General features: G+C 69.6%; 18 protein-coding genes and 8 pseudogenes. 9 read left to right on the top strand and 17 right to left on the bottom strand.

What is annotated here, in order from left to right; translation table 11 throughout:
- Window positions 1–171 precede the first annotated feature (171 nt).
- The 3 genes from ACZ6EG_RS06545 to ACZ6EG_RS06535 form a co-directional block, all read right to left on the bottom strand.
- Window positions 172–345: a hypothetical protein gene (locus tag ACZ6EG_RS06545; protein ID WP_469602165.1), complete on the bottom strand. Its 174-nt coding sequence runs from the start codon at window positions 343–345 to the stop codon at window positions 172–174.
- A 415-nt stretch (window positions 346–760) separates the two neighbouring features.
- Window positions 761–1,147 (bottom strand): toxin Doc, encoded by a 387-nt coding sequence (locus ACZ6EG_RS06540; RefSeq protein ID WP_469602162.1) that lies wholly within the window; start codon window positions 1,145–1,147, stop codon window positions 761–763.
- Between the two features lie 3 nt (window positions 1,148–1,150).
- Entirely contained in the window at window positions 1,151–1,390 is a 240-nt protein-coding gene (locus tag ACZ6EG_RS06535; protein ID WP_469602159.1) for an antitoxin MazE7, read from the bottom strand.
- Window positions 1,391–1,608: 218 nt separating this feature from the next.
- Between ACZ6EG_RS06535 and ACZ6EG_RS06530 the strand changes: the two are divergent.
- Window positions 1,609–1,884, top strand: a pseudogene (locus tag ACZ6EG_RS06530) (MOSC domain-containing protein); the annotation flags it as partial.
- A gap of 102 nt (window positions 1,885–1,986) precedes the next feature.
- Window positions 1,987–2,904 (top strand): recombinase family protein, encoded by a 918-nt coding sequence (locus ACZ6EG_RS06525; RefSeq protein WP_469602156.1) that lies wholly within the window; start codon window positions 1,987–1,989, stop codon window positions 2,902–2,904.
- A gap of 57 nt (window positions 2,905–2,961) precedes the next feature.
- Here the strand turns inward: ACZ6EG_RS06525 and ACZ6EG_RS06520 are convergent, their stop codons facing one another.
- From ACZ6EG_RS06520 to ACZ6EG_RS06510, 3 genes and pseudogenes are all read right to left on the bottom strand, one after another.
- Window positions 2,962–3,879 carry an AraC family transcriptional regulator gene (locus tag ACZ6EG_RS06520; RefSeq protein WP_469602153.1) on the bottom strand — a complete coding sequence of 306 codons (918 nt, stop codon included), beginning with the start codon at window positions 3,877–3,879 and terminating at the stop codon, window positions 2,962–2,964.
- Window positions 3,880–3,949: 70 nt separating this feature from the next.
- Entirely contained in the window at window positions 3,950–4,858 is a 909-nt protein-coding gene (locus tag ACZ6EG_RS06515; RefSeq protein WP_469602150.1) for a zinc-binding dehydrogenase, read from the bottom strand.
- Window positions 4,859–5,448: 590 nt separating this feature from the next.
- A pseudogene (locus tag ACZ6EG_RS06510) lies at window positions 5,449–6,579 on the bottom strand (IS110 family RNA-guided transposase); the annotation flags it as partial.
- Window positions 6,580–6,998: 419 nt separating this feature from the next.
- On the opposite strand from ACZ6EG_RS06510, the pseudogene ACZ6EG_RS06505 reads away from it, so the two are divergent.
- Window positions 6,999–7,403: pseudogene (locus ACZ6EG_RS06505) on the top strand (IS5 family transposase); the annotation flags it as partial.
- 36 nt (window positions 7,404–7,439) lie between these two features.
- On the opposite strand, the gene ACZ6EG_RS06500 reads toward ACZ6EG_RS06505, so the two are convergent.
- The 6 genes and pseudogenes from ACZ6EG_RS06500 to ACZ6EG_RS06475 form a co-directional block, all read right to left on the bottom strand.
- Entirely contained in the window at window positions 7,440–8,009 is a 570-nt protein-coding gene (locus tag ACZ6EG_RS06500) for a DUF3885 domain-containing protein (RefSeq protein WP_469602147.1), read from the bottom strand.
- A 120-nt stretch (window positions 8,010–8,129) separates the two neighbouring features.
- The gene (locus ACZ6EG_RS06495) at window positions 8,130–9,095 is read right to left on the bottom strand and encodes a hypothetical protein (protein ID WP_469602144.1); all 966 of its coding nucleotides are present in this window, start codon (window positions 9,093–9,095) and stop codon (window positions 8,130–8,132) included.
- Window positions 9,096–9,462: 367 nt separating this feature from the next.
- On the bottom strand, window positions 9,463–11,769 hold the full coding sequence (locus tag ACZ6EG_RS06490; RefSeq protein ID WP_469602142.1) for a UvrD-helicase domain-containing protein: 2,307 nt from the start codon (window positions 11,767–11,769) through the stop codon (window positions 9,463–9,465).
- A gap of 120 nt (window positions 11,770–11,889) precedes the next feature.
- Window positions 11,890–12,354 carry a hypothetical protein gene (locus ACZ6EG_RS06485; RefSeq protein WP_469602139.1) on the bottom strand — a complete coding sequence of 155 codons (465 nt, stop codon included), beginning with the start codon at window positions 12,352–12,354 and terminating at the stop codon, window positions 11,890–11,892.
- 2,597 nt (window positions 12,355–14,951) lie between these two features.
- The gene (locus ACZ6EG_RS06480) at window positions 14,952–15,764 is read right to left on the bottom strand and encodes a transposase family protein (RefSeq protein WP_469602136.1); all 813 of its coding nucleotides are present in this window, start codon (window positions 15,762–15,764) and stop codon (window positions 14,952–14,954) included.
- Window positions 15,749–16,284, bottom strand: a pseudogene (locus ACZ6EG_RS06475) (IS5 family transposase); the annotation flags it as partial. The pseudogene ACZ6EG_RS06475 and the gene ACZ6EG_RS06480, both read right to left, overlap by 16 nt.
- A gap of 361 nt (window positions 16,285–16,645) precedes the next feature.
- Here ACZ6EG_RS06475 and ACZ6EG_RS06470 point away from each other — a divergent pair.
- Window positions 16,646–16,976, top strand: a pseudogene (locus ACZ6EG_RS06470) (DUF6415 family natural product biosynthesis protein); the annotation flags it as partial.
- An 837-nt stretch (window positions 16,977–17,813) separates the two neighbouring features.
- On the opposite strand, the pseudogene ACZ6EG_RS06465 reads toward ACZ6EG_RS06470, so the two are convergent.
- Both ACZ6EG_RS06465 and ACZ6EG_RS06460 read right to left on the bottom strand, forming a co-directional pair.
- A pseudogene (locus tag ACZ6EG_RS06465) lies at window positions 17,814–18,803 on the bottom strand (transposase); the annotation flags it as partial.
- Window positions 18,804–18,972: 169 nt separating this feature from the next.
- Complete coding sequence (locus ACZ6EG_RS06460; RefSeq protein ID WP_469602133.1) at window positions 18,973–19,119, bottom strand: hypothetical protein; 147 nt, start codon at window positions 19,117–19,119, stop codon at window positions 18,973–18,975.
- A gap of 37 nt (window positions 19,120–19,156) precedes the next feature.
- Here ACZ6EG_RS06460 and ACZ6EG_RS06455 point away from each other — a divergent pair, with 37 nt between their 5' ends.
- Window positions 19,157–19,903: a S1 RNA-binding domain-containing protein gene (locus tag ACZ6EG_RS06455; RefSeq protein WP_469602131.1), complete on the top strand. Its 747-nt coding sequence runs from the start codon at window positions 19,157–19,159 to the stop codon at window positions 19,901–19,903.
- A 91-nt stretch (window positions 19,904–19,994) separates the two neighbouring features.
- Here the strand turns inward: ACZ6EG_RS06455 and ACZ6EG_RS06450 are convergent, their stop codons facing one another.
- Both ACZ6EG_RS06450 and ACZ6EG_RS06445 read right to left on the bottom strand, forming a co-directional pair.
- Complete coding sequence (locus tag ACZ6EG_RS06450) at window positions 19,995–20,795, bottom strand: GNAT family N-acetyltransferase (RefSeq protein ID WP_469602128.1); 801 nt, start codon at window positions 20,793–20,795, stop codon at window positions 19,995–19,997.
- A gap of 153 nt (window positions 20,796–20,948) precedes the next feature.
- Window positions 20,949–21,091 (bottom strand): annotated as a pseudogene (locus ACZ6EG_RS06445) (IS5/IS1182 family transposase); the annotation flags it as partial.
- Window positions 21,092–21,156: 65 nt separating this feature from the next.
- On the opposite strand from ACZ6EG_RS06445, the gene ACZ6EG_RS06440 reads away from it, so the two are divergent.
- The 4 genes and pseudogenes from ACZ6EG_RS06440 (at window position 21,157) to ACZ6EG_RS06425 (ending at window position 23,513) form a co-directional block, all read left to right on the top strand.
- Window positions 21,157–21,363: a hypothetical protein gene (locus ACZ6EG_RS06440; protein WP_469602125.1), complete on the top strand. Its 207-nt coding sequence runs from the start codon at window positions 21,157–21,159 to the stop codon at window positions 21,361–21,363.
- Window positions 21,364–21,372: 9 nt separating this feature from the next.
- A pseudogene (locus tag ACZ6EG_RS06435) lies at window positions 21,373–21,801 on the top strand (GNAT family N-acetyltransferase); the annotation flags it as partial.
- A gap of 160 nt (window positions 21,802–21,961) precedes the next feature.
- Window positions 21,962–22,681 carry a hypothetical protein gene (locus tag ACZ6EG_RS06430; protein ID WP_469602122.1) on the top strand — a complete coding sequence of 240 codons (720 nt, stop codon included), beginning with the start codon at window positions 21,962–21,964 and terminating at the stop codon, window positions 22,679–22,681.
- 190 nt (window positions 22,682–22,871) lie between these two features.
- On the top strand, window positions 22,872–23,513 hold the full coding sequence (locus tag ACZ6EG_RS06425; protein ID WP_391968894.1) for a sigma-70 family RNA polymerase sigma factor: 642 nt from the start codon (window positions 22,872–22,874) through the stop codon (window positions 23,511–23,513).
- Between the two features lie 40 nt (window positions 23,514–23,553).
- On the opposite strand, the gene ACZ6EG_RS06420 is transcribed toward ACZ6EG_RS06425, so the two are convergent.
- On the bottom strand, window positions 23,554–25,938 hold the full coding sequence (locus ACZ6EG_RS06420) for a SpoIIE family protein phosphatase (protein ID WP_391968893.1): 2,385 nt from the start codon (window positions 25,936–25,938) through the stop codon (window positions 23,554–23,556).
- Window positions 25,939–26,002: the final 64 nt, after the last annotated feature.

The raw sequence follows: 26,002 nt of genomic DNA, 5'->3' as shown, positions 1-26,002 counted from the left end.
GCTGGGTATCGCGCCGAGCCGGGCCAGGGGGACGGGCTGACCCGAGCTCATCCGTGCGCGGAAGGATCGCCTCGACAGGCGCCGGTGATATCAGGGCCCCACACGCCGGGCTCGCCGGCCCCACCCAGCGTGAGCGGGCCGCCTGCCTCACGCGGGGCGGGCAGCCGTCGTTCACTGATCAGCCGACTCGCTCTCCACGGTGGCGAGTTCAATGCCGCGTACACGGCGCAGCCACCGCGACAGGCCATACAGACCTGCGCCTGCGATGCCGCACGGTTCCCAGATCTCCGTGGCCAGTGCCCCGAGTCCGCCGTCGCCGACGATGTACACCGCCTGCGTGCTCACGGCCGCCCTGATGAAGGCGTGCGTGCGGAAGGGAACGCACAACCCGGCTGGGCCTCCTTCGGTCACGACCCATCTCCGCTCGCCGAACGTGACGGCGAAGTTGCGCTGAGACCCTGTTCCCCGAACCCACGTGGATGGCCCCTTGTCCGGGCCCGGGAACTGTGGCTTCGGCTGCTGCTCCCCGAGCCCGCGGGGATGGTCCCGCCATGTGCGCGAGAACCGCGGCGCCGAGCAGCTGCTCCCCGCACCCGCGGGGATGGTCCCGTCGCAGCGATGCGCACGTTGGTGTCATTCTCCTGCTCCCCGCACCCCGCGCCCCGCGGGGATGGTCACCCAAAACGACGCCCCGCCCCTCACCCGCCCGGCCCGGGACTGCCTGCGCAACCCTCGGATGTGGCCGGGGTAGACAGCGAGGTCAGGCCGACGGCAGGCGCAGCGAGCGCAGCCGTTCGGCGACGGTGAACGCGTCGAGACGCAGGGCGGTGATGTCGGTAATGAGATCCCGCCAGGCTTCGAACTTGGTGTTCACCCGCTCCCCGTGCATCCCGAGGTACGCCACCGCCACGCCGAATCCGTACAGCTCGTTGCGTGCGGGCAGCGGCCGGAGCACGACGCACTCCTCCAGCAGGACGGCCGCACGCCAGAAGGCGTCCGGGTGGTGCTGGTCGTGGCGGGGCGGGTCGACCTTGTGCCGGGCGGCGAGGCCGACGAACACGGAGTAGTCGTTGACCGCGAGGTCGTCCAGCAGCTCAGCCTGGCGTTCCAGGAACCACCGGTAGTCGACGTAGTACTCGGCAGGCACCGATCAGGCCGCCCGCGGGGCGGTCTGCGCCGGCGTGGGGCCCCCGTACTCAGCGTCGAACGCAGCGGCCGTCTCCGGATCGCGGGTGACCTGCCGGAAGATCTCCGCGCCCTCGGCCAGCGCGCGCTCGCGCCGCTTCTCCTCGGCGACCTGCGCGAGGTAGGCGTCCAGCGGCAGCCCCGCCGCGTCGGCCAGGGCCCGCAGCGCGTCCGCGGTGGTGTCGTCGATCTCGATGCCAGCCATGCCAAGAGTATGCCGTGCGAGACCACACCCAGGCCAGCTACCGGTGACTTGAGCCCTGACCTGCGGGTTTCCGATCGCTTCCGTCAGTTCGATCAGACAGGAGCCTCTCGGCGCCCGAGGAGAGGGCGAATGATTGGCCGACCACTCGGAGGCTCCCGTGCCGCGGCCAGGGCTAGGCTCGTGGCTGTTCACGGGCGTCGACGAGGGGGCTTCGAGGCATGAGCGGGCGGGTGACGGCAGTCAGCAGCAACGGGGAGTACTCGTTCACCAAGCCGAACAGGGACAGCGTCAGGCTGCTCGCCGGGCTCGGTGTGGAGGGGGACGTGCACGCCGGTGTGACGGTCAAGCATCGCTCGCGCATCGCGCAGGACCCCACCCAGCCGAACCTGCGCCAGGTCCACCTCATTCATGAAGAGCTCTTCGACGAGGTCGGCGACGACGGGTTCGAAGTGGCGCCCGGCGCACTCGGCGAGAACATCACCACGCGTGCAATCCGGGGGTTCACGGCGGCACGAATCCAATCAGATCCGATGGTGATTGCTGACAGGGTTTGACGACAGATAGGGTCCATTCCTCCGCACGGAAGGGGCCCCCGAGTGGCGAACCTGGTCTACAAGCGGGTCTCGACCGACCAGCAGTCGACCGCCCGGCAGAACCTCGTCCTGGACGAGGCCGGGATCGAGGACCCGGTCGTCTTCGAGGAGGACCCGGGGACCTCCAGCCGCCTCCACCCGCTCCAGCGACCGAAGTTCCGCGAGTTGCTGCAGTACGCGCGGCCGGGCGACACGGTGCACATCTCCGAGATGTTCCGCCTCGTGCGCGGCACCGGGCACATCCTCGACGTGCTCGACGTCCTCCACCGCGACCGCCTCGCCCTGCCCATCCACGACGGCGCGTTCTCCGCCATGGACCTCACCGCCCGCCACCCCCGCACCGGCGAGCTGCTGTCCACCGTGAAGTTCATGGTGCAGACCCTCGCCGCCGCCGGCGAACTCCAACGCGACCTCCAGCGCGAGCTGACCTACGACGGACTGCGCGCCGCCGAGGCCAAAGGCAGCAAGGGCGGACGCCGCCCCGCCGTCCCCGCCGACACAACCGACGCCGTGCGCACCGCGTACCTGGAAGGTCGGTCCATCGCCGGCCTCGCCCGCGACCACGGCGTCAGCCGCGGCGCCATCCGCACGGCCGTCGCCGACCTCATGCCCGACCACATCACCATCGAGGAGGACGCCCTCGCCCCGGAACGGCCGGTCACCCTCGACATGCCGGGCAAGGTCGCCGACGATCTCCGCACCGCCGAGCTGGAGCCCGCCGAGCAGGCGGCGCTCGACCAGGGCGTCACCGTACGGCGCGGCCAGGGCTACACCCTGCGCGTCAGCGCCGTCCCCGCCGTGCACCGCCAGCTTCTCGCCCGCTGCCAGCCGCTCGACGGCGGCCAGGGTCTTCCCGCAGTGCCAGCCCAGCGCAAGGCCCGCCGGGAGTACGAGAACAGGGTCAGCGCACTCGCGCCCTGACCATGATCGTTCTCACCGATAACCGCTGTACCGATGTTCCTACCAGTCGAGGCCAGATCACCTGCGAAGTCGAGAACGATATTCGCCCGGGGCCGTGCCTCGGGCACGTCTGAAGGCACGGCTGAAAGCGTGCGGAGAGCCGTATCCGACCGCGCCGGAGATCGACTCGACGGGCTCATCGGTATCGCGGAGCCGGACGGACGCCAGGTCGATACGCCACTGCGTCACGTACGCGCCCGGCGTCTGTCCGAGGGCGGACCGGAAACGCCTGGACAGCGTCGCCCGGGAGACGTTCGTCGCGGCGGCCAGGGTCTCCGTGGTCCAGGGGCGCTCCGGTTGGGCGTGGACACACGCCAGAGCGTCGCGCACGACCGGATCACGCATCGCTCCCAGCCATGATCCGGACCGCTCCTGCGGGTGGCGGGCCAGCCAGGCGCGTACGAACTGGACGAGCAGCAGGTCGACGATGCTGTTGACGGCGGCGGTGGTGCCGATCTGCGGCTGTGCGAGCTCAGCAGCGAGAAGTCCGACGGTCCTTGCGAGCTGCGCGTTCTCCCGGGCTGCGACATGCATCGGCCGGGCGAGGGAGGTGAGCACCGGTGTGCGCACCTCCGGGTCCTGCTCGTAGTGCAGGACGATCACTTCCGTCTGCACCGGCGCCGAGCCCAACCGCAGTGCCCGGCCATCGGCAAAGGACCGGGCCGCTGCCTCACGGTCGCAGGAACCCATCGTCACACTGGCTCCGCCGGCTATCCCGTGTGCGGTGCCCGGCGACACCAGGACGGCGTCTCCGGCCCGCACCTCAAGAGGTTTCTCGCCCGTGACGTGGAGCCACATGGTGCCGCGGGACACCACGTGCAGCGCCGCCCCTGGATAGGAGTCCAGCCACAGGCCCCAGGTTCCGCCGGCCTTCAGCACGACCCCGAGCCCTCCACGCGCACCCGAAACACGCAAGACCTCCGCCAGCACATCCATGGGTCCATTCTCGTCCACCGCCGCGAACCGCCCGCCGACAGGCGAGGCGTATGTGTCCTCGCCTGCAGCGTCAGACCACTTCAAGAACGACCTTTCCGTGCACCTTCCGCGCGAACAGCGCCCGGACGGCGTCGTCCACGCCCTGCCAGTCGCCTCGCAGTCCGACCGGCGCCGAGAGCCTCCCGGCGGCCATGAGGCCCAGCAGGTCCGTCAGCTCCCCGCCGGTCGGCGTCATGTCCCCGTAGGTGGCGATGCTGCGGGGTTCGCCGAAGCCGAACAAGACCCCTGCCGGGAAGGTGGTTTCCTGCCCCGAGGAGTAGCCGACCAGGTGGATGGTGCCGCCCTCGGCGAGGGAACTCCACGCCCGGGCCACCAGTGGTCCGCCGACCGTGTCCAGGACGAGGTCGAACCGGTCCCCGGTCTCGGCCAGGTCGGTCAGGACCTTGTCGGCGCCGAGTTCGCGGAGTCCGGCGGCCCGCTCCGGCGAACCGACGAGTGCCGTCACCCGGGCGCCCGCCAGCGCCGCCAGCTGGACGGCGAAGTGCCCCACGCCCCCGCTGGCGCCGGTGACCAGAACGTTGCGCGCCAGCAGGGAACGCTTGCGCAGCACTCGCAGAGGGGTGACTCCGGCGATCCCCAGGGCCGCGGCGTGGGCCAGATCGACACCCTCGGGGACGGTGCCGAGCGAGGCGGGGCTGACTGCCACCCGCTCCGCCCACGCGTGGGGGGCCATTCCCACTGCGACGCGCGTACCTGCGGGCGGTCCCGAGCCGTCGGACGCGGCGCGCACCACGATGCCGGCCGCGTCGTGACCGTGCACAGCGCCGGCCGGCCACTGGTGCACGTAATTCAGCTCTCCGAAGTTGAGACCGATGTGCCGTATCTCCACCAACGCCTGACCGGTGGACGGTACGGGCTCATCGACATCGGCGAACCGGACGGGTCCGGCCTCACTGTGATTGACCACAAGGGCGCGCATCAGGGGTGTGTTTCCTTCTCTCGTGGGTACGCCTGAACACTCGGCGCGGCAGCAGATCGAGTGCGCAGATGCCGCACTGCCGCCTTCTTGGAACCCTTTCGCAGGACCGGGACAGCGACCAGACCCGTGAGAATCAATCAGTTGTCAATCAGTGTCATCGCGACTCGCGGTGCGTCGAGCCCTGTCCCGTCCGGTGGATGACGCAGTGCCGGGCACAGACACGCCCGGCAATGTAATGATCTTGAGGCGCCAGCGCTTGCGTCGAGCTGCGGAGTCGCGCTGGGTGAAGTGCCTGGGCGACCGCGTCGGCGCCGGAGCGGGCGTTCAGCCAGGGAGGGGACGGAGGAGTGGCAGGAGCGGGCCAGGAGCGTCCCGCCGCAGCGCGGCAGACCCCTCTGCGATCTGCCAACTCGTACTTCCAGGCACCGCCCTCGGTTACCACGGCAAGACAGACACCCGCCTGGTCACTGAAGCCGGAGGATCCTGGAACCGGTACGCCTTCGGCGACCACACACAGTGACGCCAGGCACAGCCTCAACGAGGAATACGCGACACCTCAACATGCGAGCCCACCAGTCCCGAGGCCGGCTTCTTAGGGCGACGGTGTGGCGTTCGCCTCCGGCTCGACGCCGGTCGTAGTGGGCCCGTGGGGCGTCGAATCGGAGAGAGGCGAAGGCCCACATGTAACCAGCGGCGGCGAGTCGCTGGTTCTTGACGGTCCTGGCCACGACGACGTGGCTGCGGCCCGATGCCCGCGTCACAGGGGCGGCGCCTGCGTAAGCCTTGATCGCTCTGGCATCCGCGTAGCGCTCTCGGTCGTCTCCGACCTCGGCGAGGACTCGAGCTCCGGAAACAGCGGACAGTCCCGGGAAGCTGGTAATGATGTCAGGGTCTGGGTGAGCGAGGAACTCCTCCTCTGTCGTTGCGGCGAGGTCGGCAACGGAAGGGCATGCGGCGTTGACCTGCTGGATGAGAGCCATGGCTTGGCGTCCCATGGCCTCTTCGACCTGGGGTACCTGGTGCAGGTAGTCCGCGCGGAAGATCTCCCTCAGCCGTTCGACTTCCGCCTCGATGCCGCACCGCGGTCGCCCGACCCGCTTGAGCAAGGCACGCAACTGGCTGTGGGTGAGTTTGGCCGCGGCGGCCGGGGTGGGCGCGGCAGCGAGCACAACGCGAGCGCGTGCGGAGTCGAGCCCTGGCTTGCCGGGGCCGTGGAAAGCCATCAGGGCCGCCGGGTAGTACTCGCGCAGGTGAGAGCGGAGCCGGTTGACCATTTGCTGCCGATCCCAGATCGCGTCCTGATGGGCACGGGCCAGGACCGCGACAGCCTGGCCGGCTTCGCTGTCTTGGGGCAGCGGCCGGTGAGCATGCAGGTCGGTCCGCAGGATGTTGGCAAGCACCCGGGCGTCGGCGGCGTCGGATTTGGCCCGCGAGACGCTGCCGCGATCGCGGTATCGAGCGGCGGCCAGCGGGTTGATCGAGTAGATCTTTCGGCCGGTGGCTCGTAGGTTGGCGACCAGCAGACCGCGCGGGGTCTCGATGGCGACCGGAACCGGGTTCTCGGCGGAGTCTCCGTGGCGGGCCAGCAGTTCCATCAGCGCGTGAAATCCAGCGCTGTCGTCGCTGATCCGCAGCTTGGCCAGCTGACTGCCGTCCTGGTCGACCAGGGCTATGTCGTGATGCCCTTCCGCCCAGTCGATGCCGCAGAAGATCGTGCTCAAGCTCTTCCTCCATCACCTCGTAGTGCAGCAAAGCTGCAGGTCAGCTCCATGCGGAGCACGCGGCGCTCTAATAGAAGTGCTCAAGGCACGCCATCTCATGAGCCGTTCGTGTCTCCAGCGACCGGCAGGGACCTCGGTCTGCTGGAGAGCTCTGGGCTCGCGAACTACTGAGAGGTTGGCCCCTGCCAGCGGGCTGGCGACATGAAACCTGACACGGACGCTCCTGCCGGGCGGGACCAGTCTTCGATGAGGGCTTTCAGTCCCGGATCCACCTGAGATCTCCGCCCGGCAGGACGGGTGGCGAGCCGGAGCCGGTCTGAACACGGGGATCTCATCCCGGAACGGGGGCAGGCTTCCGGCTTGCCGTTCGACGAGCCCTTGCACTTCCGTGCTCGGGCCTACCGATGAGCTATTGGATCCACCTGATCACCGATCGCAACGGACTGCCGCTGTCCCTGGGTATCTCCGGTGCGAACATGCACGACAGCCTCGGCCTGAAGCCGCTCGTGCGCGGGATCCCGCCCATCCGGTCCCGCCGCGGCCCGCGCCGTCGGCGCCCGGCGCAGCTGCACGCCGACAAGGGTTACGACTACGACCATCTGCGTCGGTGGCTTCGCAGCTGTGGCATCCGCCACCGCATCGCCCGCAAGGGCGTCGAGTCCTCACAGCGGCTCGGCCGTCATCGGTGGGTGGTAGAGCGGACTGTTGCCTGGCTGGCCGGATGCCGACGGCTCCACCGGCGCTACGAGCGCAAGGCCGAACACTTCCTCGCCTTCGTCTGCATAGCGGTCCTCCGTGTCTGCCTCCGTCAGCTGACTACCTGAATCCCAAGACACGGACGGGGTGGTGAGCCAGTACCGTCAGAGACCCGACGGGTGAGTGGAAAGCCAGTCGGCATGCCGATCGCGCGTCTGATCCCGCTCCTCGGACGTGGCGAGGAAGACATCGGCGCCGCCGTCGTAGGGGTGGTAGATGCGTCCCATCTGGGTGTCGGTGATGAGGACTCCCGCCACCTTGTCGTCCGCGATGTCACGCAGCAGCTCGTCGAGGCAGCCGTATCGCCAGGGCCGGCGGACGGCGAAAAGATGGCAGTAGGTACGGAACTCCGGAACCGGATCGTCCTCCACCAGCAGGGTCTGCCAGTAGCCAGCATCTGGCTGGTATGGCGGAACCTCGGCTTCGTTCGTCCAAACTGGGGTGATCACGTAGACCTCCCTACCAGCGAACAACTCATCGAGGACGGTGTTGTACCGCTCCAGGACGACGGTGTACTCGCTCTCGTCCTCCGCGTATCGCTTCGACTCCGGCAGGCTGTGGAAGCGCACCCAGACATTCCGATACGGGTCGCGGAGCTTGTACCCGACCGGAGGACAGTCGGGCCAGTGCTGCTGCCACAGCTCGGTCAAAGCCGCCGTTACGCGTCCAGGCATCTGCCGTACTCGTCTCCTCACACAGTGACCTCTACGGGTGGTCATGATGCCCGGCGCCCGCTCACCAAGAGAAACGACTTCGTACTGCGACCCGGAAGTGGGCGGCCGCTCATGCCTGAGTCAGGGGCTATTCGGCCGGAGCATGTCGTGGATGCAGCGGCGTAGCCCGTCGCTGGTGTCGACCGGCGAGATCCAGGGCACCTGCTGGAACAGGTCGCTGTGCTGGCGGGTGCCAGGGTCGGTGAGTAGGGCGTGGAGCTCGTCGGGGGCGGGGCCGTCGACCAGGCACAGCCAGGCGAGGCCGGCGCCGATGCGGACATGCGGTGGTCGGCCGGGGTCCGACCACAGGTCCCGCACCCAGTCACGCGTAGGTCCGTCCTGGTGTTCGCGGGCAAGTTGCGCGATCGCCAGCAGGAGACTGACCTGGACCGCCGGCTCGTCCTCCATGACCAGCCGCTCGTGCAGGGCGGAGGAGATGCGGGGCGTCTCACCGGCCGTCAGCGCCAGGACGAAGGCGGCCGCGGAGCGGACCTTCGGATCGGGGTCAGGGAGTAGCGAGAGCGGCAAGTGGAGGTCACTCGTGATTGCATCGCGGGCGGCTTGGATCGTCCAGTCCACTGGGAACTCCACAGGGCCGATCATCAGCGGGTCCTCGGCGACTTGGAGGAAGCCTTCACGGCTACCGTCGCCAAGGTGCTGGCAGCGTCCGCTCGCTGCGACCAAGGTCAGCGTGTCCGCCCGGAGCTCAGGGTGCCCCGTCGCGGCGATCCGGAGTAGGAACGGCACTGCCAGGGCTGCCACCTCGATCGTGCTGCCTTGGTGGTGCACAGTTGTCCACAGCCGCCACAGAGCCTGTCCAGCGGCCTCGGCGTCGTCGGAGGCAAGCACCTTGAGGAGACCAGGCACTTCATCGCCCGTGCCGTAGAAATGCGGGAACCGCTCCCAGGGGATCTCGTCGTACCGGAACTCATCCTTGGCCTCCCGCGGGATCGCGCCCAGGACCACGCGCACGTCACAGGCCGTGCCCACCCACGCCTCTGGCCACTTGCTCCAACGGTCATCGTCCGCAGTCTGATCTTCCGGCACCACAACGCCTCCCCTTCGCCGACCATGCGATCCGCAAAGGCCTCCTTCGGCTCGCGAGCCGACACCGCATGCGGAAACTGGAGGACTGTTCGGTCGATCGACGACACCTACTTCCGTCACCATCCCGGACGGAATCCAAGATCCTAACGGCCGAAGATGTCGTACGCCGTAGCCAAGGGCCCCATCGTGGCCACCCACATCAAGGGGCCCGGCCGACAAGCCCCTCAAAGGTGGCGAGATCGTGAACGTGGGGACCACCAACCAGAGCTACCTTGCACCGGGGGCCAGAGATAGGAGGCCGGGGCCATGTCGTCTTCCAGCGGTTTCCCGGTCCTGCCGCGCCCTCGTACTCCTCATCCCGCGCCCCTCAGACCGGCAAGTACGGGCTCGGCCTGTCGTACCAGCTGATGCGGAGCGCGTCGCGGGCGCGGGTCGCGGCGACGAAGAGGAGGGAGCGGGCCCTGAGTTCCTCGCGGGCGTAGCGGCGGGGGTCGGTGGTTCGGTAGCGCTCGAGGATGTCCGTGCGGGGGATGATGCCGTCGCGGACGCCGACGATGGCGAGCTTCTGGTACTCGAGGCCCTTGAAGCGGTGCATCGTGCCGACGTGCACCTCGCCGTCTCCCTTGGGGCCGTCCTTGGTGAGCTCGGCGACGGTGATGCCCGCCTTGGTGGCCAGGTGGAACATCACCTGGCTGACCATGTCCCGTTCCGCGACACACACGGCGATACTGCCGCGCGGGTCGCGGCGCGGGCCGGCACCGCCGTTGCCGGTGGCGATCTCCTCGCGCCAGGCGGTCAGCGTGGTGGCGAGCCGGTCGAGTTCGTCTTCCCAGGAGTCGCAGCGGACCAGGTCGGGCGCGGGGCCGCGCAGGACGGAGCGGTAGCCGTCGAGGGTGTCCGTGCTGTCGTCGAGGTCGTCGTACGCGAGGTCCTTGCCGGTGAGGTCCACCACCCGCAGGGCCCGGGAGAGGATCTCCCTGGTGGTGCGGTAGCTGAGGGTGAGCCGGGAGGAGCGGCCCCGGATGTTGATGCCTACGGTGGAGAGGGTGACCTGCTGGTCGTAGATGCGCTGGTAGGTGTCGCCGGCGATGAACAGGTCGTCGGGGCCGGAGGCGACCATGGCGCGCAGCATCTTCCAGTGGGCGGCGCGCAGGTCCTGGGCCTCGTCGACGACGATGTGCCGGTAGCGGTGGTGAAGGAAGCGCATGCCGGAGCCGTCGTCGCGGTGGATGAGGTCCTTGCCGCCGACGGCTTCCTTGTGTTCCTGCCGGGCCCTGATCTTCGCGTCGCGTTCCGTCTCGAGGCGGGCGGCGCGCTCGGCGGCCTGACCCCAGGTCTCCAGGCCCTCCTTGTCCAAGCGGGCCGTGAACTGCTCCAGGATCTTCCAGATCTGCGCGCGTTCGGGGCGGGTGACGGAACGGCCGCGGCCGGCGCGACGGGCGTCGAAGTACGCCTTGCGGGTGCCGATGGACTGGCCGAGGACCACCTGGTCCCACTCCTCGTAGAGGAACTCGGCGTCCCAGCGGCGCTCGTCGAGCTCCAGCAGGAGCTGGCGCAGCACGGTGAGCGCGGTGCTGTCGTACACGCGCTGCCTGGCGGTGCCCTTGACGGAGTTCTCGCTGAGGACTCGCGCGGCGAGCTGGTCGATGTGGGCGATCTCCACGCGGGCGAGCAGCTCGGGTTCCATCAGCGAGGCGAGGCGGGCGCGCAGGTCGGTGGTGAGGTTCTTGGTGAACGTCGTCAGCAGGATGGGCTTGCCGTGTCCGGGCGGCAGCTGCTGCGCCAGGTGCTTGACCCGGTGCAGGGCGACGATCGTCTTGCCGGTGCCGGGGCCGCCCGAGACGCGGGCCGGACCGTTGTAGGTGCGGTGGACGAGCTTGGCCTGGGTGGGGTGCAGGAAGACCTTCCAGGCGCGGAAGTCGCCCTCCTCCAGGGCGGCCTGGATGTCGGCGTCGATGGTGGTGACGGTGGTGCGGGCGAGCGCGGCGCCGAGGTCCTGCGCGTAGTCCTGGCCGAGGTCGACCTTGACCGGGGCGGTGATCTCCTTGCGGACCTCGTCCAGGGGCATGCCGGCGGTGAGCCCGTACAGGATGTCCTTGGACAGCAGGGGCGCGCCCTCGACCAGCTGGTCGAGTTCGTCGCTGCCGGTTACGGCGAGCGCGAGGTCGATGAGCTGGTCGGCGACGCCGAGGTCCCGCAGGTCCTCCGCGGTGACGCCGGTGAGCAGGGGCTCAGCGGCGGGCGGGGCGGCCTCTGGTGCGGGCTGCGGGGCGGGCTCGGGCTCGGGTTCGGTGGGGGTGAGGGTGACGCCCGCGCGCCGCAGCACGCTCTCGCCCACCACCGAGAGGTCCACGAACTCGATCTCGCCGGTGATCCGGTTGATCGCGACCGAGAGTTCCTCGTAGACGTGCTTGCGGTGGCGCACTGCGATGACGAGCCAGTTCTCCCGGCCCTTGTCGTCGACGCCGGCCCTGGCCAGCAGGGCGCGGTACGACTGGTCGATCTTGGCGCGGAAGACGCGGCCGTCGCCCTTGAGGGGCTTGAGGTCCAGGCCGGGGTGGTCCGGGTCCTCGCGGAAGCGGTGGCAGAAGTCGTAGAACCTGCCCTTGACCGAGCGGTCGAGCTTGTACAGCTCCTGTTCGGCCTTCTGGTACAGGCTGAGCCGGGCGGTCATGGGATCTGTGCTGCCTTCCGTCGCCGGGGAGTCGCAGGAGTGGTAGAGGCCGTGGGAGTCGCCAAGGTCGTAGGGCTGGCGGAGGTTGTCACGGCCGGGGGAGTCGTTCGTGCCGTGTGCTCACGAGGCATCGGGGAGTCTCTCGGCGAGTGAGTCGAGGTCGTCGAGCCAGTCGGCCGCCGTACGGGCCGTCCACCCGGCGTCGGCGTAGGCCTTGTCGCGGCGGAGGGCTTCCTCGTCGTCCTCGCCGTGCGGTACGGCGACGACGGCCACCCGTACGCCGGAGTCCTTCCAGGCGAAGTCGGCCGGCCAGCCGCGTTCGCCGAGTTCGAAGCCGAAGACGGGGGCCTGCTTGCCGTGTTCGGCGAGCGCGCGGGCGAGCCGGGTGAGCGCCGAGTCCGGCTCGTCCTCCTCGAGGAGGGGCAGGATCTCCTCGTCCCAAGCGGCATCGCGCAGCAGCTGGGCGATGGCCCGCTCGGCCGCCGAACCATCGGCCTCCGCCTCGGCGACCGCGCTCGCGCCGGTGGGCGTCGCCTCCCGCGCCACCGCCGCCTCGGCCAGTGGTGTCTCCCGCGGCCGGTGCACGGCGACGAGAGAGAGTCGAGTTCGCCGATGCCGCCGGTGACGGCCAGTACGTCGACCGGGAAGGCGGCCGCGCGGCTGCCGGCCAGTTGGACACCGTCCCCGCCGGCGAACGCGAGGAACTGCAGCAGGTTCGACCAGTAGAGCCAGGCCCGCCAGCGCTGCTTGTGCGCGTCGGTACCCAGGGCCTCGTCACGGTCGTCCAGCACGGCCAGCGCGCTCCACCGCACCGCGTGCGGTTCCTCGCCGTCGCTCATGTCGACGGTGAAGAGGAGCGGGAGTCCGTACGCGTCGCTCGCCCGGAGCACCAGAACGGGCCCGTCGCCCGTGACCGGTTCCCCGGACGGCTCGAGGCCCGCGCCGTACGCGTCGAGCGCCGACCGCAGCGCCTGCCGCGCCTGGGCACGGTCCGCCTGCATGGCCAGGGGTGCGGGCTCGCAGTCCTCGTCGCCGTGGCCGGAGTTGCCCGCCCCCGCCCCGGCTCGCGCCCTCTCCCCGGCCCAGACGCAGACCCCGGCCGTTTCGTCGGTCCTGCTCGCCGCGTTGTACGGAGACGCTCGCCGACCAACCACTACGCGCTCAACGGCAAGACCGACATGAACGGAACCGCCTACCACCGAGGCGGATACCTCAAGCGCATCGACTACGGCCAGCGCGACGGCCAGGTCTTCGCCGAGAAGGCCCCGGCCCGTATCGCGTTCACGGTCGCCGAGCGCTGCCTGACAACCTCCGACTTCGACTGCGCCGCCGCCAAACGGACCAAGGCCAATGCCGCGCACTGGCCCGACGTCCCCGTCGACCAGGAGTGCGCTGCCGACACCAAGTGCACGGTGGGCCCGACCTTCTTCACCACCAAGCGGCTGACCGGCATCACCACCCAGATACGCAAGGACGCGACCGCCTACCAGGACGTCGACCACTGGACTTTGACGCACCGCTTCAACGACAACGGCGACGACTCCAAGACGCTGTGGTTGGAGAAGATCGGCCACGAGGGCCGGGCCGGCACGAACATCACGTTGCCCAGCGTCGAGCTGTTCGGTGAGCAGCTGGTCAACCGAGTGGACGCGACCGGAGACAACATCGCGCCCTTCCACCGCGACCGCCTCGCCAGCGTCGTCAGCGAGACCGGCGCACAGCTCGACATCAACTACGCCCCCACCGAATGCGTGAAGAGCTCCCTGCCCACTGCCGGGACGTCGACCAAACGCTGCTACCCGGTGAAGTGGGCACCTCCCGGACACATAGAACCGATCACTGACTGGTTCCACAAATACGCCGTCGCCGAGATCATTGAGACCGACGCGACCGGCGGCAGCGAGCAGCAGGTCACCCGCTACGACTACTCCGGCGGCAAGGGGGCCTGGCGCAAGGCCGAACCGGACGGCATCACCGAAGCCAAGTACCTGACCTGGGGCTCCTGGCAGGGCTACGACAAGGTCAAGGTCACCAGCGGTACAGCGGACCGGCAGACCACGCGCGTCGACCACACGTTCCTCCAAGGGATGAACGGCGACAAGGACGCTGCCGGCGCCACCCGCTCGGTCAAGGTGAAGGACTCCACCGGCATCGAGTACACCGACCACAAGGAATTCGCCGGCCACGAACTCGAGACCGTCACCTATGACGGAACCAAGGTCGTCGCCCGGACGATCAACGAACCGTGGAAGCACACCACCGCCACGGAAACCCACAGCTGGAACACCACCACGGCCAGCATCGTCAAACCCCTGACGACCCGAGGGTACGAGCCCCTCTCAGGGGGCGGCTGGCGCGAGACGAAGACCAAGATCTACGTCGACACCGCCACCGGCACCGGCCGCACCACAGCTGTCCACGAGTACGGCGACCTCGCGGACAACACCGACGACAAATGCGCCCGCACCTGGTACGCCGACAACACGGCCAAGAACCTCCTGAGCCTGCCCCGCCGCAGCCAGTCCCTCTCCGTCGGCTGCAGTGCCACCCCCGACTACAAGACACAGATCCTGGCCGACGAACGCACCTCCTACGACGGCGGCTCCTACGGCACGCAGCCGACCAAGGGCGACGCCACCAAGACCGAACGCGTCACCGCCCACGACGGCACCACGGCCACCATGCAGGTCACGGGCACCACCACCTACGACGCCTACGGCCGCCCGCTCACCCAGAAGGACGCCGAGGGCAACGAGACGAAAACCCAGTACACCCAGACCAACGGCCTGCTCACACAGGCCAAGGTCACCAACGCCCTCGGACACGTCACCACCACCGACTACGCCCCCGCATGGGGCCTGTTCCACCGGCCAGACCGACCCCAACGGCAAGCGCACCGACCTGGCCCACGACGCGCTGGGCCGGCTGACCTCGGTCTGGCTGCCCGACCGGCAAAAAGCGCAGACACCGAGCATCAAGTACAGCTACACCCTCCGCAAGGACAAGCCGACCGTAATCCTGGCCGAGAAAATCGAGCAGAGCGGCTCCTACGGAACCGAGTACCAGCTCCTCGACAGCCTGCTACGCCCCCGCCAGATGCAGACCGAAGGCCCCGACGGCACCCGCATGGTCGCCGACACCTGGTACAACGGCACAGGCAAGATCCACAAGGCCAACGCCACCTACAACGCGGCCGGAGCACCCTCCACAGAACTGCTCCTGGTCCGAGAAGGCGAAACCGGCGCCCAGATGCGGGCGACGGCCTGGACGGCGTGGTGGAGGCCGTCGCCGCGTTGCCGGCAGTCACGGAGGATCTTGTAGTTCTTCATACGGGAGAAGGTGTGCTCGACACGGGCACGGACCTTGCGATGCTGCGCGTTGTCCTCCTCCTCGCCCTTCAGCAGGGGTCGCCCCGGGCGTTTGCGGTGCGGGACGATCAGGCCGGTGTTGATGTAGGCGCCGTCACCGAGGACCGTCACTCCCTCGCAGTGTGCGGCCAGGCCGGAGTCCCGCCAGGCTTTCGCGTCCGCGGTATTGCCGGGAACCGGACGGGCGGTTGCCACCACCAGACGCGTCTCGGCGTCCACGATGACCTGCACGTTCGCCGAGAACCGATAGTTGCGCGAGGACGCTCCGACCGTGCGGTCGCGGACCGGGACGAGGGTGCCGTCCACGATCCACAACCGCTCGGCTGCATCCTGAGAGGCGCGGACCGGTTCGATCGCGAGCAACGGGCCGAGCCGCTGGATCACCCGGCACACGGTCGCCGGCGAGACGCCGAACAGCGGTGCGAGCTGCCGCATGGTGAGGTTCGTGCGGTAGTACACGGCCACCAGCAGCACCCGCTCGGCCAGCGGCAGCCGCCACGGACGACCCCAGCCACAGCCCTCGCCACCACGCTCCCGGACCGCTTTCAGCAACCGGCCGAACTGATCGACCCGCAACCCCGTAAACGTCCGCACCCACACCCGCTCGGCCCTCAACACCCCAGCCATACAATGGAGATGCCCAGTTCACGGCCTTCTGCAACACCCTTTAGGGTCCGTCTTGAAACGGATCTTGCCCACAGCAGGAATGACGCGAGACTGACCGCTGCTTCGTGGGAGGTGGCGGTCTTGTCATATCTGGTGGCGATGCCTCGGAAGCCCTTGAGGCGGTTGAAGCAGCGCTCGACCACGTTGCGTCGGCGGTAGATCTGCCGGTCGAATGCTGGCGGCCTTCCGCCGAGGCGGCCGCGGTTGTGTCGGTGGCGCCGCTGGTCGCTCTTCTCCGGGATGGTGCACGTGATACCGCGTTTGCGCAGGTAGGCGCGGAAAGCCCGGGAGCTGTAAGCCTTGTCGGCGATGACCTGGTCAGGTCTGGACCGGGGCCGGCCGGGGCCGTTGCGGGGGACGCGTATGCGTTCAGGAGGGGGCGTGCGCAGATGCTGTCGTGGCGTTGGCCGGGTGTCAGCAAGATCGCGAGCGGGCGTCCTTTGCCGTCGCAGGCGAGATGGATCTTGGTGGTCTTGTGTCCTGAACATGAAAGGGAGTTGGTAGTAGGACAGCTTCTGGAAATGGTGCTCTGCGAGAGATGAAGGTCGGCCCTTCGGAGTCGCCCTGCGGGGGGAGGCTCCAAACCGCCTCATGCTGCGTTGGCTGAAGACCGTCGTGGTGAGCGATGAGGAAAAGGCGCCGTAAGAGGCGTCAGGTGGGGACTGGAAAGGCGAACGCAAGTGAATCGCCGCTGACGTGTCGAAAAAGATGAAGACGGCATCGAAACCGGGATGTGACCACTATCCCGGGATGAGCCTGGCGGGCGCCCGTTTATTGGCCAGGTGGTTTCCGGCATGTAGGCGACGCGAGTCCAGTCTGCTGCTTTCGCATGGAACAGGAACGAGTGCCTCGTCAAGGTCGTCCTCGCGTGGACCGGCGAGGACACCCTCACCGCCCGCGACTTGGAGCAGATCACCCTCCAGCTCACCGGCCACGCTCGCGCCGTCGCCTCCGATGTCCGCCGCCGTGCCGACCGGCTGCTGAAGGACAGCGGACCCAAGGCGCTCGCCGACGTCGTCCTGCGCGAGGCGGAAGGCCGGCTGTCCGTGCCGATCGAGGGCACCGTGCGCTGCGTCCAGAAACCGCGCCCGCCTCGTGCGCGCCCTCTACGAACGCCTGCACCGCCTGGAGGCCGCGCTCGCCCCGGAGAGGGTTGTACCGAGCGAGGGCTGAACCGTGGGCTGGACGGTTGCTCCAGCTACTTCGTCAGCGTGTCGAGTGCCTTCTTCGCCTCACCCAACAAGTCGCTGACCTGGCGCACAGTATCTTCCTGTGCGTCGGCGGGCTTGCTGACCGTTCCAGCGCAGGAGGTCCGGCCCGGCTCCCGCCTCGGATACCGTGTTCCTCTACGGGGTGCCATAACGGATGTGACGCCCCCCACCGGAGGTCGTCAGCGTATGAGTTCAAAGCGCAGCAAGAATCCAGCCCTGCCCACGCTTGACGACGCATTCCGACTCGCGTCGGTCAAGGACGCCGAGGAGTCCACCCGTGACTTGGCCGCGCGGCTGGCCACCGCCGAGCTGCGCCGCGTTTCCCACCCGGGCCGGGTCACCTGGGAGCCCACCGATCAGGTCGAGCCCGTGCCGGTCCCGCCGACTGTGGTCGACGGTGACGGGGACCTGTGGCTGCGGGATCGGGGCACTGGCACCTGGACCATGCCCGAGTTCAACCCGAAGGAGTTCCCGGCCCGCTGTGGCGAGGTTCTGACGTGGAACGAGCTTGCCCGCGAGTTCGGCCCGCTGACCGCACTGGCCGACGACCGCCGCATCGGCGGCGGCAGGCGTCGCTGACCGGGCAGCTCTGGGCCCTGAAGCGCCCGTTACGGGTAGCTGGGAGCTCCAGCTCACCGCCGAGCTCGAAGATGACGGCGAGCAGGTGAGCGTGGTGGTGGCGTGCGACGGCCTCGGTGGACCAGCCGGGTAGCGGTCGGTCTTCAGTTGCCGTGGTGAGCGCGCGGCCCAGCTCGCCGATCGACTGCTGCCAGTCGGCCAACTGCCCGACCAGGCCGCACACCAGCTCATCGACGGCGGCCGCCGGGGCCAGGGATCGAAGGCCCGCGCCTTCGTCCAGGTCCTCGTCATAGCGAGTGGCCAGACCGCGCCACTCCTTGATCTTGTTTATGCAGCGTTCGACGGTGTTGCGGTCCTTGAAGAGGTCGGCGTCATGCGTGACGGGACGGCCGCCGCGCGAGCCCTTCTTCCTGCGGTTGGCGGTCTGGTCGGCTTTCTCCGGGATGACGCCCCGGATCCGGCGTCGGCGCAGGTAGGCGCGGTTGGCGCGGGAGGAGTACGCCTTGTCGCCGGCGATCGCGTCCGGGCGGGCGCGGCGCCGGCCCGCCAGACCGCGGACCCTGATCCGCTCGACGACCGGGATGAAGCGGGGACTGTCGGCGGCCTGCCCGGGCGTGAGGATGAAGGACAACGGCCGACAGCGGCGTTCGGCCGCAAGGTGGGCCTTGGTGGTCAGCCCACCGCCCGAACCCCCCCAGCTCGGCCGCGCGAAGCCGGGCCCTGTGGCGGCGGCGCACGCGGCGGCGTTCCTCGTGAGTCGCGTCGTCCGTCTCGTCGACCGGGTTGGGCACCGCCAATAACGGTTCGTTTTGCCCCTTTGGTCAAGCCCCTCTTGCTCCGCGACGGCCTTCTCCAGGTTCCGCAGCAGCTCCGGGTCGACGATCATCCCGGCCGCGTGGCGGTGCGCGTGGGCTACCGTGGAGTCCACGCTGGCCAGGCTGAGGTCGACCTGCCCCCGCGTTGCGGCCTCGGCGATCATCCCGTCCATCGATGGCTGAAAAGGTTCCAGCCACCCACAGCTGGAACCGACCGTAGACGGTCGACCAGGATCCGTAGCGCTCAGGGACGTCCCGCCACGGACTCCCAGTCCGGTTCCGCCACATCACGCATCGAAGTGTCGGCGCAGGTCAGGGATTGGCCCGCGCTCACCCAGCGGCAAGAACGGCTCCACCAACTCCCATTCGGCATCGCTCAGATCACCACGCGTCACACCGCAGTTCTACCGGGCCGCGATCGCCCGGCGCCGGCGACCTGAACTCGGAACAGTCCCAGTGGCCACCCGTGGCAATCGCTCGTGGTCTCTGGCCAAGCGACCTGCTCCTATGGTGAATCCTGTGTCTGTTGCGTAAGGTTCATTACGTACTATTATCTATTACCATTCAGGCGGGGCGGGCGGTGATGCCGGACACCAGGATCAGTGAACTCGTGCAGATGTGGATCAACGGCTGGGTCGTCTCCCGCGGCAGCTCGGACCACCGGTCGACGAGTCGTGGGGGTGGACGATCGACGTCGGGCAGCCCAAGCATGTTGCCCGACACGTGCTGCCAGAGCCCTCCGAGCCTCGTGGAGATCGTCTGGGAGGACGAGGACGGTCAGATCACGAGCACGGTCGTGGATGAGACCCAGTTCGAGGCGGTGACCTCCCAGCTCCCCAGCGCGCGTGCTGCCGGCGTCGTTTCCATGTGTGCCGGCGAGGATCTCCCGCTGTTCACCGCTGTGCTGCCGGACAGCGACGGCGTTCTGCGCGCTCGCTGGCAGACCGAGCCGACGCCCAGTGGCCGGGACTGGGCGTTCCTGAAGACCTTGCGGCGCGGCCAGGTCGTCACTGGGACAGTGACGACCATCGCAAGCTTCGGCGTCACCTTCGTGGACATTGGCGGCTTCACCGCGATGATCAACATTCCGGAGTTGTCCTGGCGTCCCTTCGACTACCCGTCGGACGTCGTCAGCGTCGGCCAGGAGGTCACAGCTGAGGTACTCGATGTCGACATGGTCCGGGAACGGGTGCCGCTGTCGCTCCGAGCAGTGCAGCAAGACCCGTGGCCGCAGGTAGCGCAGAGGGTCGGCCAGGTGGTTATGGGGCCGGTCACCAAGATCGTGCCGTTCGGAGTCTTCGTCCGCATCGAGGACCGAGAGGACGGCTTCCAGGGGCTCGTGCCCACCAGCGAGCTGAATGAATCGTCCGGGGGCCTTGTCGAGGTCGGCGACGTCCTCACGGTGAAGATCATCGACGTCGATCTCGCGCACCGCCGTATTGTTCTGTCACATGTCCAGGCTGCCTCTGCCTCAGAAGGTCAGCTGTGTGACTGACGACGCGCTGCTTTGCGCCTGCTGTTCGGCGAGGTGCTCGACGATGCGGGCGTCGTGCGCACGGAGCGCGCGGTGGGCTCGGGCCGGTCCGCTACCCCTTGAGCCCGTAGAAGCGGATGGGCGAGTTCGGCTCGAAGCCGATCCTCGGGTACACGGGTGCGCCCGCCGCCGTCGCGTGCAGTGTCGCGCGGGTCAGGCCGGTGGCCCTGGCGCCTTCGTAGAGGGCCTTACGGGTCACCGCCTCCCCATAGCCGCGGCGTTCGCAGTCCGGGTCGGTGGCGACTAGGACGACGAAGAGGCGTCCGTCGGCTTCCAGCGTGGCGGCGCAGGTGACGGGGATGCCGTCGCGCAGGCCCAGGTAGGCGTGGATGTCGCTCTTCCACAGCGTGGAGCCGGCCAGGCCGTCGCGGCCGTCCTCCAGATGGAAGCCGTAGGCCCGTGAGTTGAGGTCGGCGTAGGCCCGCAGCAGCTCGTCGTCGGTGACGCGCTTGAACGTCAGCTCGTCGTGGGCCGGTTCGGGCAGGGACGGCAGGTCGGCCGCCATGCCGGTGCCGGGGAAGGCGTACGCGAGCCCTGCCGCGTCGGCGGCCTCGTCGAGCCCGGCACGGGCCTGCTCGTCGAGGAGGTCCTCGAAGATCCACAGAAACCCGGGCCGCCGCTTGGCGCGCATCACCTCCACCGCCTCGCCGAGCCGCTGCCTCACCAGTCCGGCGTCCGCGCCGACATCGGTCAGCGTGAGGCAGTTCCAGAACGCGAACCGGCAGTCGGCCCAGCGCACCGCGATCCCCGGGAGGTCGCGGACGTCGGCCCCCGGGTCACGGTCGAGAACCATGGTCCGCCAGACCACGGTGAGTTGTTCCATCGATTCGACCGAGTCCGCGTGACGGTGCATGGAACCCCCGAGGTTGTTGAAAGCGCGTCGCACGGACAGTACATGCCGTTCACCGCCCGGCGGGCCGCGCGGGGACGCGTACCGGCCAGGGCGTCAACCGGGGGCGGCGGCGCGGCCTCGGATCACGCTCGACGCGGACTCCGTGTCCCCGCCGTCGCAGGCCAGGTGGCTTTTGCTGGTCAGGCCGCCTCTAGACCGGCCGAGTCCCGGGGTGCGGAGCCCCCTTTTCGCGCTCCGGCCGCGTGCTGGTGGGCCCGGACGATCGTGGAGTCGACCGACACCAGCCACTCGATGTCCCCGGCCGCGTCGGCCCTGGCCTGGGCGGCCCGGAACATCCGCTCGAAGGTGCCGTCCTTGGCCCATGGGCGAACGACTCCGCAAACTCGGCATCCGGCTCGCGGAAGCCCGCTCAACCGCGCTGTTCCAGCTCGCCACCGAGCTGCCCGCCGCCGTCCTCGCCCACACCCTCGGCATCGACATCACCGTCGCCGTCAAATGGCAGCGAGCCGTCGCCGGAGACTGGGCCGCCTACGCAGCCGAGGTCAGCCGTCGGAACTCGAAAACCTGACCCATACCGATGTCAGATCGCGCTGACGTGCTGCTTTTTATGACACACGCAAGTAAGCCGGAGCTCGTCCAGATTACCGACGCCCGCGAGATCGCTCCCGACCTTCGACGCCAGCTGATCGACTGCTGGATCGCGGTCACCAACTCGGGCGGCGCCGCCGGAACCCCCTTCCCGCCGGTCCAAGACGACGACGTCCCACCCGTAGCGGACAAGCTCCTCGGCCGTCTCCATCCGCAGCACAGCCGACTCATCACCGCCAGATTCGGTGACGGTCTTGCCGGGTGGGTCGTCCTCAACCGTGATCCCTACCGGCTCGTCGAGCACTGGGGCACGGTTCACCACCTTCAGACCCACCCCGAATTCCGCGGCCGTGGTGTCGGATCCGCTCTCATGTGTGAGCTGCGGAAGATCGCTCGTGACGAACTGGGACTCGAACAGCTTCATCTCGCGGCCCGAGGAGAAGAAGGGCTGGAGAGCTTCTACAGCCGGCTCGGACTTTACTGTGACGTCCCCCACCGGGACAGTGCTGAGTGTCGGCGGGGGTATCGCTCCGTATCCCCCCACGACGGCGGAGCCAGGGATGCGAGGATGAGCCGCCATGAATGCTGGGTGGTGTTCGCGCACGACGAGGGCCGCGGTGTTCGCGGCCGTCTGCGTGCTGCTCGCCACCCTGGGGCACGTCCTGATGTCGGGCGCCTCGGTGCCCTGGTGGGCGTTGGCCCCCGCGACGGCGGTGACCGGGACGGCGGCGTGGTCCCTGGCCGGCCGCGAGCGCGGGCCGGTGCTCGTCTCCTCGGTCGCCGTGGCCGCCCAGACCGCCCTGCACGCATGGTTCTCGTACGCGCAGGAGCGGTCGGTGCCGGTCGCCGTCCCGACGCCGTCCGCCTCCGTGGGAGGCATGGCCGACGGCACCCCACCCACGGACCACACGGCGTCCATGGCGCACATGGGGCATGCCCTGCACTCCATGACACAGGGCGCCTCCACCACGGGCGCGACGGATGCCGCGGACTCCCTGGCAGGCATGGGCCACACCATGGGCGGGATGTCGTCCACGGGCATGACGGCGGCCCACCTGCTGGCCGCGCTGCTGAGCGGCCTGTGGCTCGCGCACGGTGAACGCGCGGCCTTCCGCGTCCTGCGGGCCGTCGCCGGATGGCTGGCCGCCCCCCTGCGGCCGGGCCTCGCCCTTGCCGCGCTCCCGCACCGGCCCCGCCTCCTCGTCCGGCGTGGCCGCCCGGCACGGAGGCCGCGCCGGCTCTTCCTCGCGCACGCGATCACCTCTCGGGGCCCTCCTGCGGGGACCGCTGTCGCCTGAGACAGCCGGCTCCCCGACACCGCCACGGCGCAGCGCGCCCGGGCGGCTCGGGCGACGGGCGTACGCCGCCGTGCGCGGACCCGCCCGCCACTCCCACACCGACACCGGATCCGCCCCGCGTCTTACGCGGCCGGATCCGGGTGCCGGACACCCGCGTGCCGGGCGTCCGGACTCCCGAGAAGGACACCAGGTGATCAGTCCTGCCCTGCCCGAGACGAGCGACATGACGGCGCAGATCCCGCGCGGCCGCGACGCGAGGACGTCCGCGGACGCGTCGACCACATCCTGGGCGCTCGCCGCCCGCGACGGTGACACCGAGGCCGTCGAGCACTTCGTACGCGCCCTCCACCGCGACGTACGCCACTTCGTCACCTACCTCGGTGCCGATCCCCAGAGCGCCGACGACCTGGCCCAGGACACGTTCCTGCGGGCCCTCGGCAGCCTGCACCGCTTCGAGGGCCGCTCCTCCGCCCGGACCTGGCTGTTGTCCATCGCCCGGCGCGCGGTCGTCGACAGCTACCGGCACGCCTCCGCCCGGCCGCGCCTCGCCGACACCGACGACTGGCAGACCCTCGCCGAAAGCGCGCAGGAGCGCGGTCTGCCGGGCTTCGACGACGGCATCGCGCTCGGGGAACTGCTGGCGGCGCTGCCCGACGAGCGCCGTGAGGCGTTCGTCCTCACCCAACTCGTCGGACTGCCCTACGCGGAGGCGGCCGCGCTCAGCGACTGCCCGGTCGGCACCGTCCGGTCCCGCGTCGCCCGGGCCCGCGCCACCCTGCTGCGGGCCTTGAACGACGCGGAGCGGACCGAACCGCCTGGCGCCACCGCCTGACCGGGTGCGGTCCGAGAAACGACGCCGACGCCCCGCAGTCCTACTGCGGGGCGGGAAAGGCCTGTTCGGTCCAGATCGTCTTGCCGGTGCCGGAGTAGCGCGTCCCCCACCGCTGGACGAGCTGGGCGACGATGAACAGGCCCCGCCCGCCCTCGTCGTCCGCGCTGCTGTGGCGCAGGTGCGGTGACGTGTGGCCGGTGTCGGCGACCTCGCACAGCAGGGTGCGGTCCCGGATGAGGCGCACCCGTACCGGCCCGGCGGCATACCTGACCGCGTTGGTCACCAGCTCACTGACGACCAGCTCGGTCGTGAACGACAGCTCCTCCAGTCCCCACCGGTCCAGTTGCCCGGTGGCCAGGTCCCTGAAGCGGCCCGCGGCGACCGGTTCGGCGGGAAGCTCCCACTCGACGACCTGCGACGTGTCCAGTTCGCGGGTGCGGACGAGCAGCAGTGCGGTGTCGTCCGCCGTCGAGCCGCCGGGGAGGAGTTCCGCCACGGCCCGGTCGCACAGCTCCTCCAGGGACGCGTGCCGGTCACTGAGCACCCGCCCCAACGTGGTCAGGCCGTGGTCGATGTCGTGGTCGCGCGCTTCGACCAGGCCGTCCGTGAAGAGGGCCAGCAGGCTGCCCACGGGCAGTTCGATCTCCGCCGACTCGAACGGCAGGCCGCCGAGACCGAGGGGCGGACCGGCCGGCAGCTCCGGGAAGGACGGCCGGCCGTCCGGAGCGACGACCGCCGGTGGCAGGTGGCCGGCCCGGGCCATGACACACCGTCGCGACACCGGATCGTAGACCGAGTAGAGACAGGTCGCCCCCGTGGTCACGTCCGGGTGCCCGCCGTCCGGCGTGCCCGTCCCGCCCCACTGCTCCTCCGCCGACTGGGCGACCAGGTCGTCGAGCCGTGACAGCAGCTCCACGGGATCCATGTCCAGCTGCGCGAACGCGCGTACGGTCGTACGCAGCCGGCCCATGGTGGCGGCGGCCGGCAGCCCGTGTCCGACCACGTCCCCGACCACGAGCCCCACCCGGCTCCCGGACAGGGGGATCACGTCGAACCAGTCCCCGCCGACCCCGGTCACGTCGTCCGTGGGCAGATACCGGTAGGCCAGCTCCACCGCCGAGCCCTCGCTCAGCTGCTGCGGCAGCAACTGGCGCTGGAGCGTCAGGGCGGCGTTGCGCTCGCGGGTGAAGCGGCGGGCGTTGTCGATGGACACGGCGGTACGGGCGACCAGCTCCTCGGCCAGCGCCACCTCACCGCCGTCGAAGGTGGCCGAACCGGCGCCGCGGACGAAGGTGACGAGGCCCAGCATGCCGCCACCGGCCCGGAGCGGTACGACGAGGGTCGTGTCGTCGAGCACGAGGCCGCCCGAGGAGAGGCAGCGGTCCTGCGGCGAACCGGACGGGTACTCCACGTGCGACGACGGGGATGTCACGTCGGGCTTCCGGGCATGGTGGTCCACGGTCGGGCAGCGGGCGGCCCGCACCAGGGGCAGGGGAGCCGAGGCCTCGGTGGCCGGCACCTCCCCCTCCAGCACCTCGCTCGCCAGGTCGACCGTGACGAGAGTGGCGAACTCCGGCACCGCCACCTCGGCGATCTTCCGTGCGGTGACCATCACGTCGAGCGTGCTGCCGATCCCGCGGCCGGCCTCGACGAGCAGGGCCAGCCGCTGTTGCGCCCTCTGGCGGTCGGAGATGTCGAAGGCGTCCTCGCACACTCCGAGGACGTGGCCGTCGGCGTCCTGGAGCCGGTAGTAGGCGCAGGACCAGAGGTGGTCCGTCTCCGGGTCGCTGGGCGGCCGGCCCTGGAAGTGCAGGTCCAGGAAGGGCTCCCCGGTGGCGAGCACACGACGCATGACCGCGTCCAGGGTGGGCGGGTGCCCCTTGGTCACGAACCGTCCCTCCGCGTACAGCTCGTCGGCCCGCAGGCCGCGGAACTCGGCGAAGGGCCGGCCGATCTCCCGCTCGTAGGCCGCGTTGCACCAGGTGAGACGGAGTTCGGTGTCGTAGATGGCCAGCCCCACGGGTGACTGGGTGGCCAGCCCGTGCAGCAGCGCCAGCCGGGCGTCCCACACCCTGAGCCGTTTCAGCTCCGTGGCGACCAGGACTCGTACCGCCGTGCCGGCGCCGGGCAGGGGGCACGCCGCGGTGGCGACGACCACCTCGCGCCCCTCCCGGCTCCGGGCGGCGCGGACCTCGTTCCCCCGCAGATGCAGGGGGAGCGGGGGGACGGAGGGGGTGGGGCCGCTGGACAGGAAGGCGGACAGGGGCCGGCCGACGATCTCCTGCGGCGCGTAGCCCAGCAGCCGCTCCGCAGCCGGGCTCCACCCGATGACCGTGTCCTGGGCGTCGACGACCATCGTGGCCGCCCTGGAGATGTCGAGGGGGCCCCGGAAGTCAGCACCTTCGTCCGCGGTCCATCCAGTCATAGGCCCGTACCAGCCCCGTTCGTCCCCTACAGAATCCGCCGTCCCACCGGCGGGCACAACCGCA

The sequence above is a fragment of the Streptomyces sp. NPDC041968 genome (assembly GCF_055589025.1).
Note: the sequence above shows the minus strand (reverse complement) of the source record. Positions and strands in the feature narration are given on the sequence as shown.

What these genes read in the sequence shown, in the direction of transcription:
- ACZ6EG_RS06535 (WP_469602159.1), bottom strand. Translation starts at nt 1,390, where the DNA reads ATGGCTGGCATCGAGATCGACGACACCACCGCGGACGCGCTGCGGGCC.
- ACZ6EG_RS06520 (WP_469602153.1), bottom strand. Translation starts at nt 3,879, where the DNA reads ATGGATGTGCTGGCGGAGGTCTTGCGTGTTTCGGGTGCGCGTGGAGGG.
- ACZ6EG_RS06515 (WP_469602150.1), bottom strand. Translation starts at nt 4,858, where the DNA reads ATGCGCGCCCTTGTGGTCAATCACAGTGAGGCCGGACCCGTCCGGTTC.
- ACZ6EG_RS06500 (WP_469602147.1), bottom strand. Translation starts at nt 8,009, where the DNA reads ATGCCTGGACGCGTAACGGCGGCTTTGACCGAGCTGTGGCAGCAGCAC.
- ACZ6EG_RS06490 (WP_469602142.1), bottom strand. Translation starts at nt 11,769, where the DNA reads ATGACCGCCCGGCTCAGCCTGTACCAGAAGGCCGAACAGGAGCTGTAC.
- ACZ6EG_RS06480 (WP_469602136.1), bottom strand. Translation starts at nt 15,764, where the DNA reads ATGGCTGGGGTGTTGAGGGCCGAGCGGGTGTGGGTGCGGACGTTTACG.
- ACZ6EG_RS06460 (WP_469602133.1), bottom strand. Translation starts at nt 19,119, where the DNA reads ATGCTTGGGCTGCCCGACGTCGATCGTCCACCCCCACGACTCGTCGAC.
- ACZ6EG_RS06450 (WP_469602128.1), bottom strand. Translation starts at nt 20,795, where the DNA reads ATGCACCGTCACGCGGACTCGGTCGAATCGATGGAACAACTCACCGTG.
- ACZ6EG_RS06440 (WP_469602125.1), top strand. Translation starts at nt 21,157, where the DNA reads ATGGGCGAACGACTCCGCAAACTCGGCATCCGGCTCGCGGAAGCCCGC.
- ACZ6EG_RS06430 (WP_469602122.1), top strand. Translation starts at nt 21,962, where the DNA reads ATGAATGCTGGGTGGTGTTCGCGCACGACGAGGGCCGCGGTGTTCGCG.
- ACZ6EG_RS06420 (WP_391968893.1), bottom strand. Translation starts at nt 25,938, where the DNA reads ATGACTGGATGGACCGCGGACGAAGGTGCTGACTTCCGGGGCCCCCTC.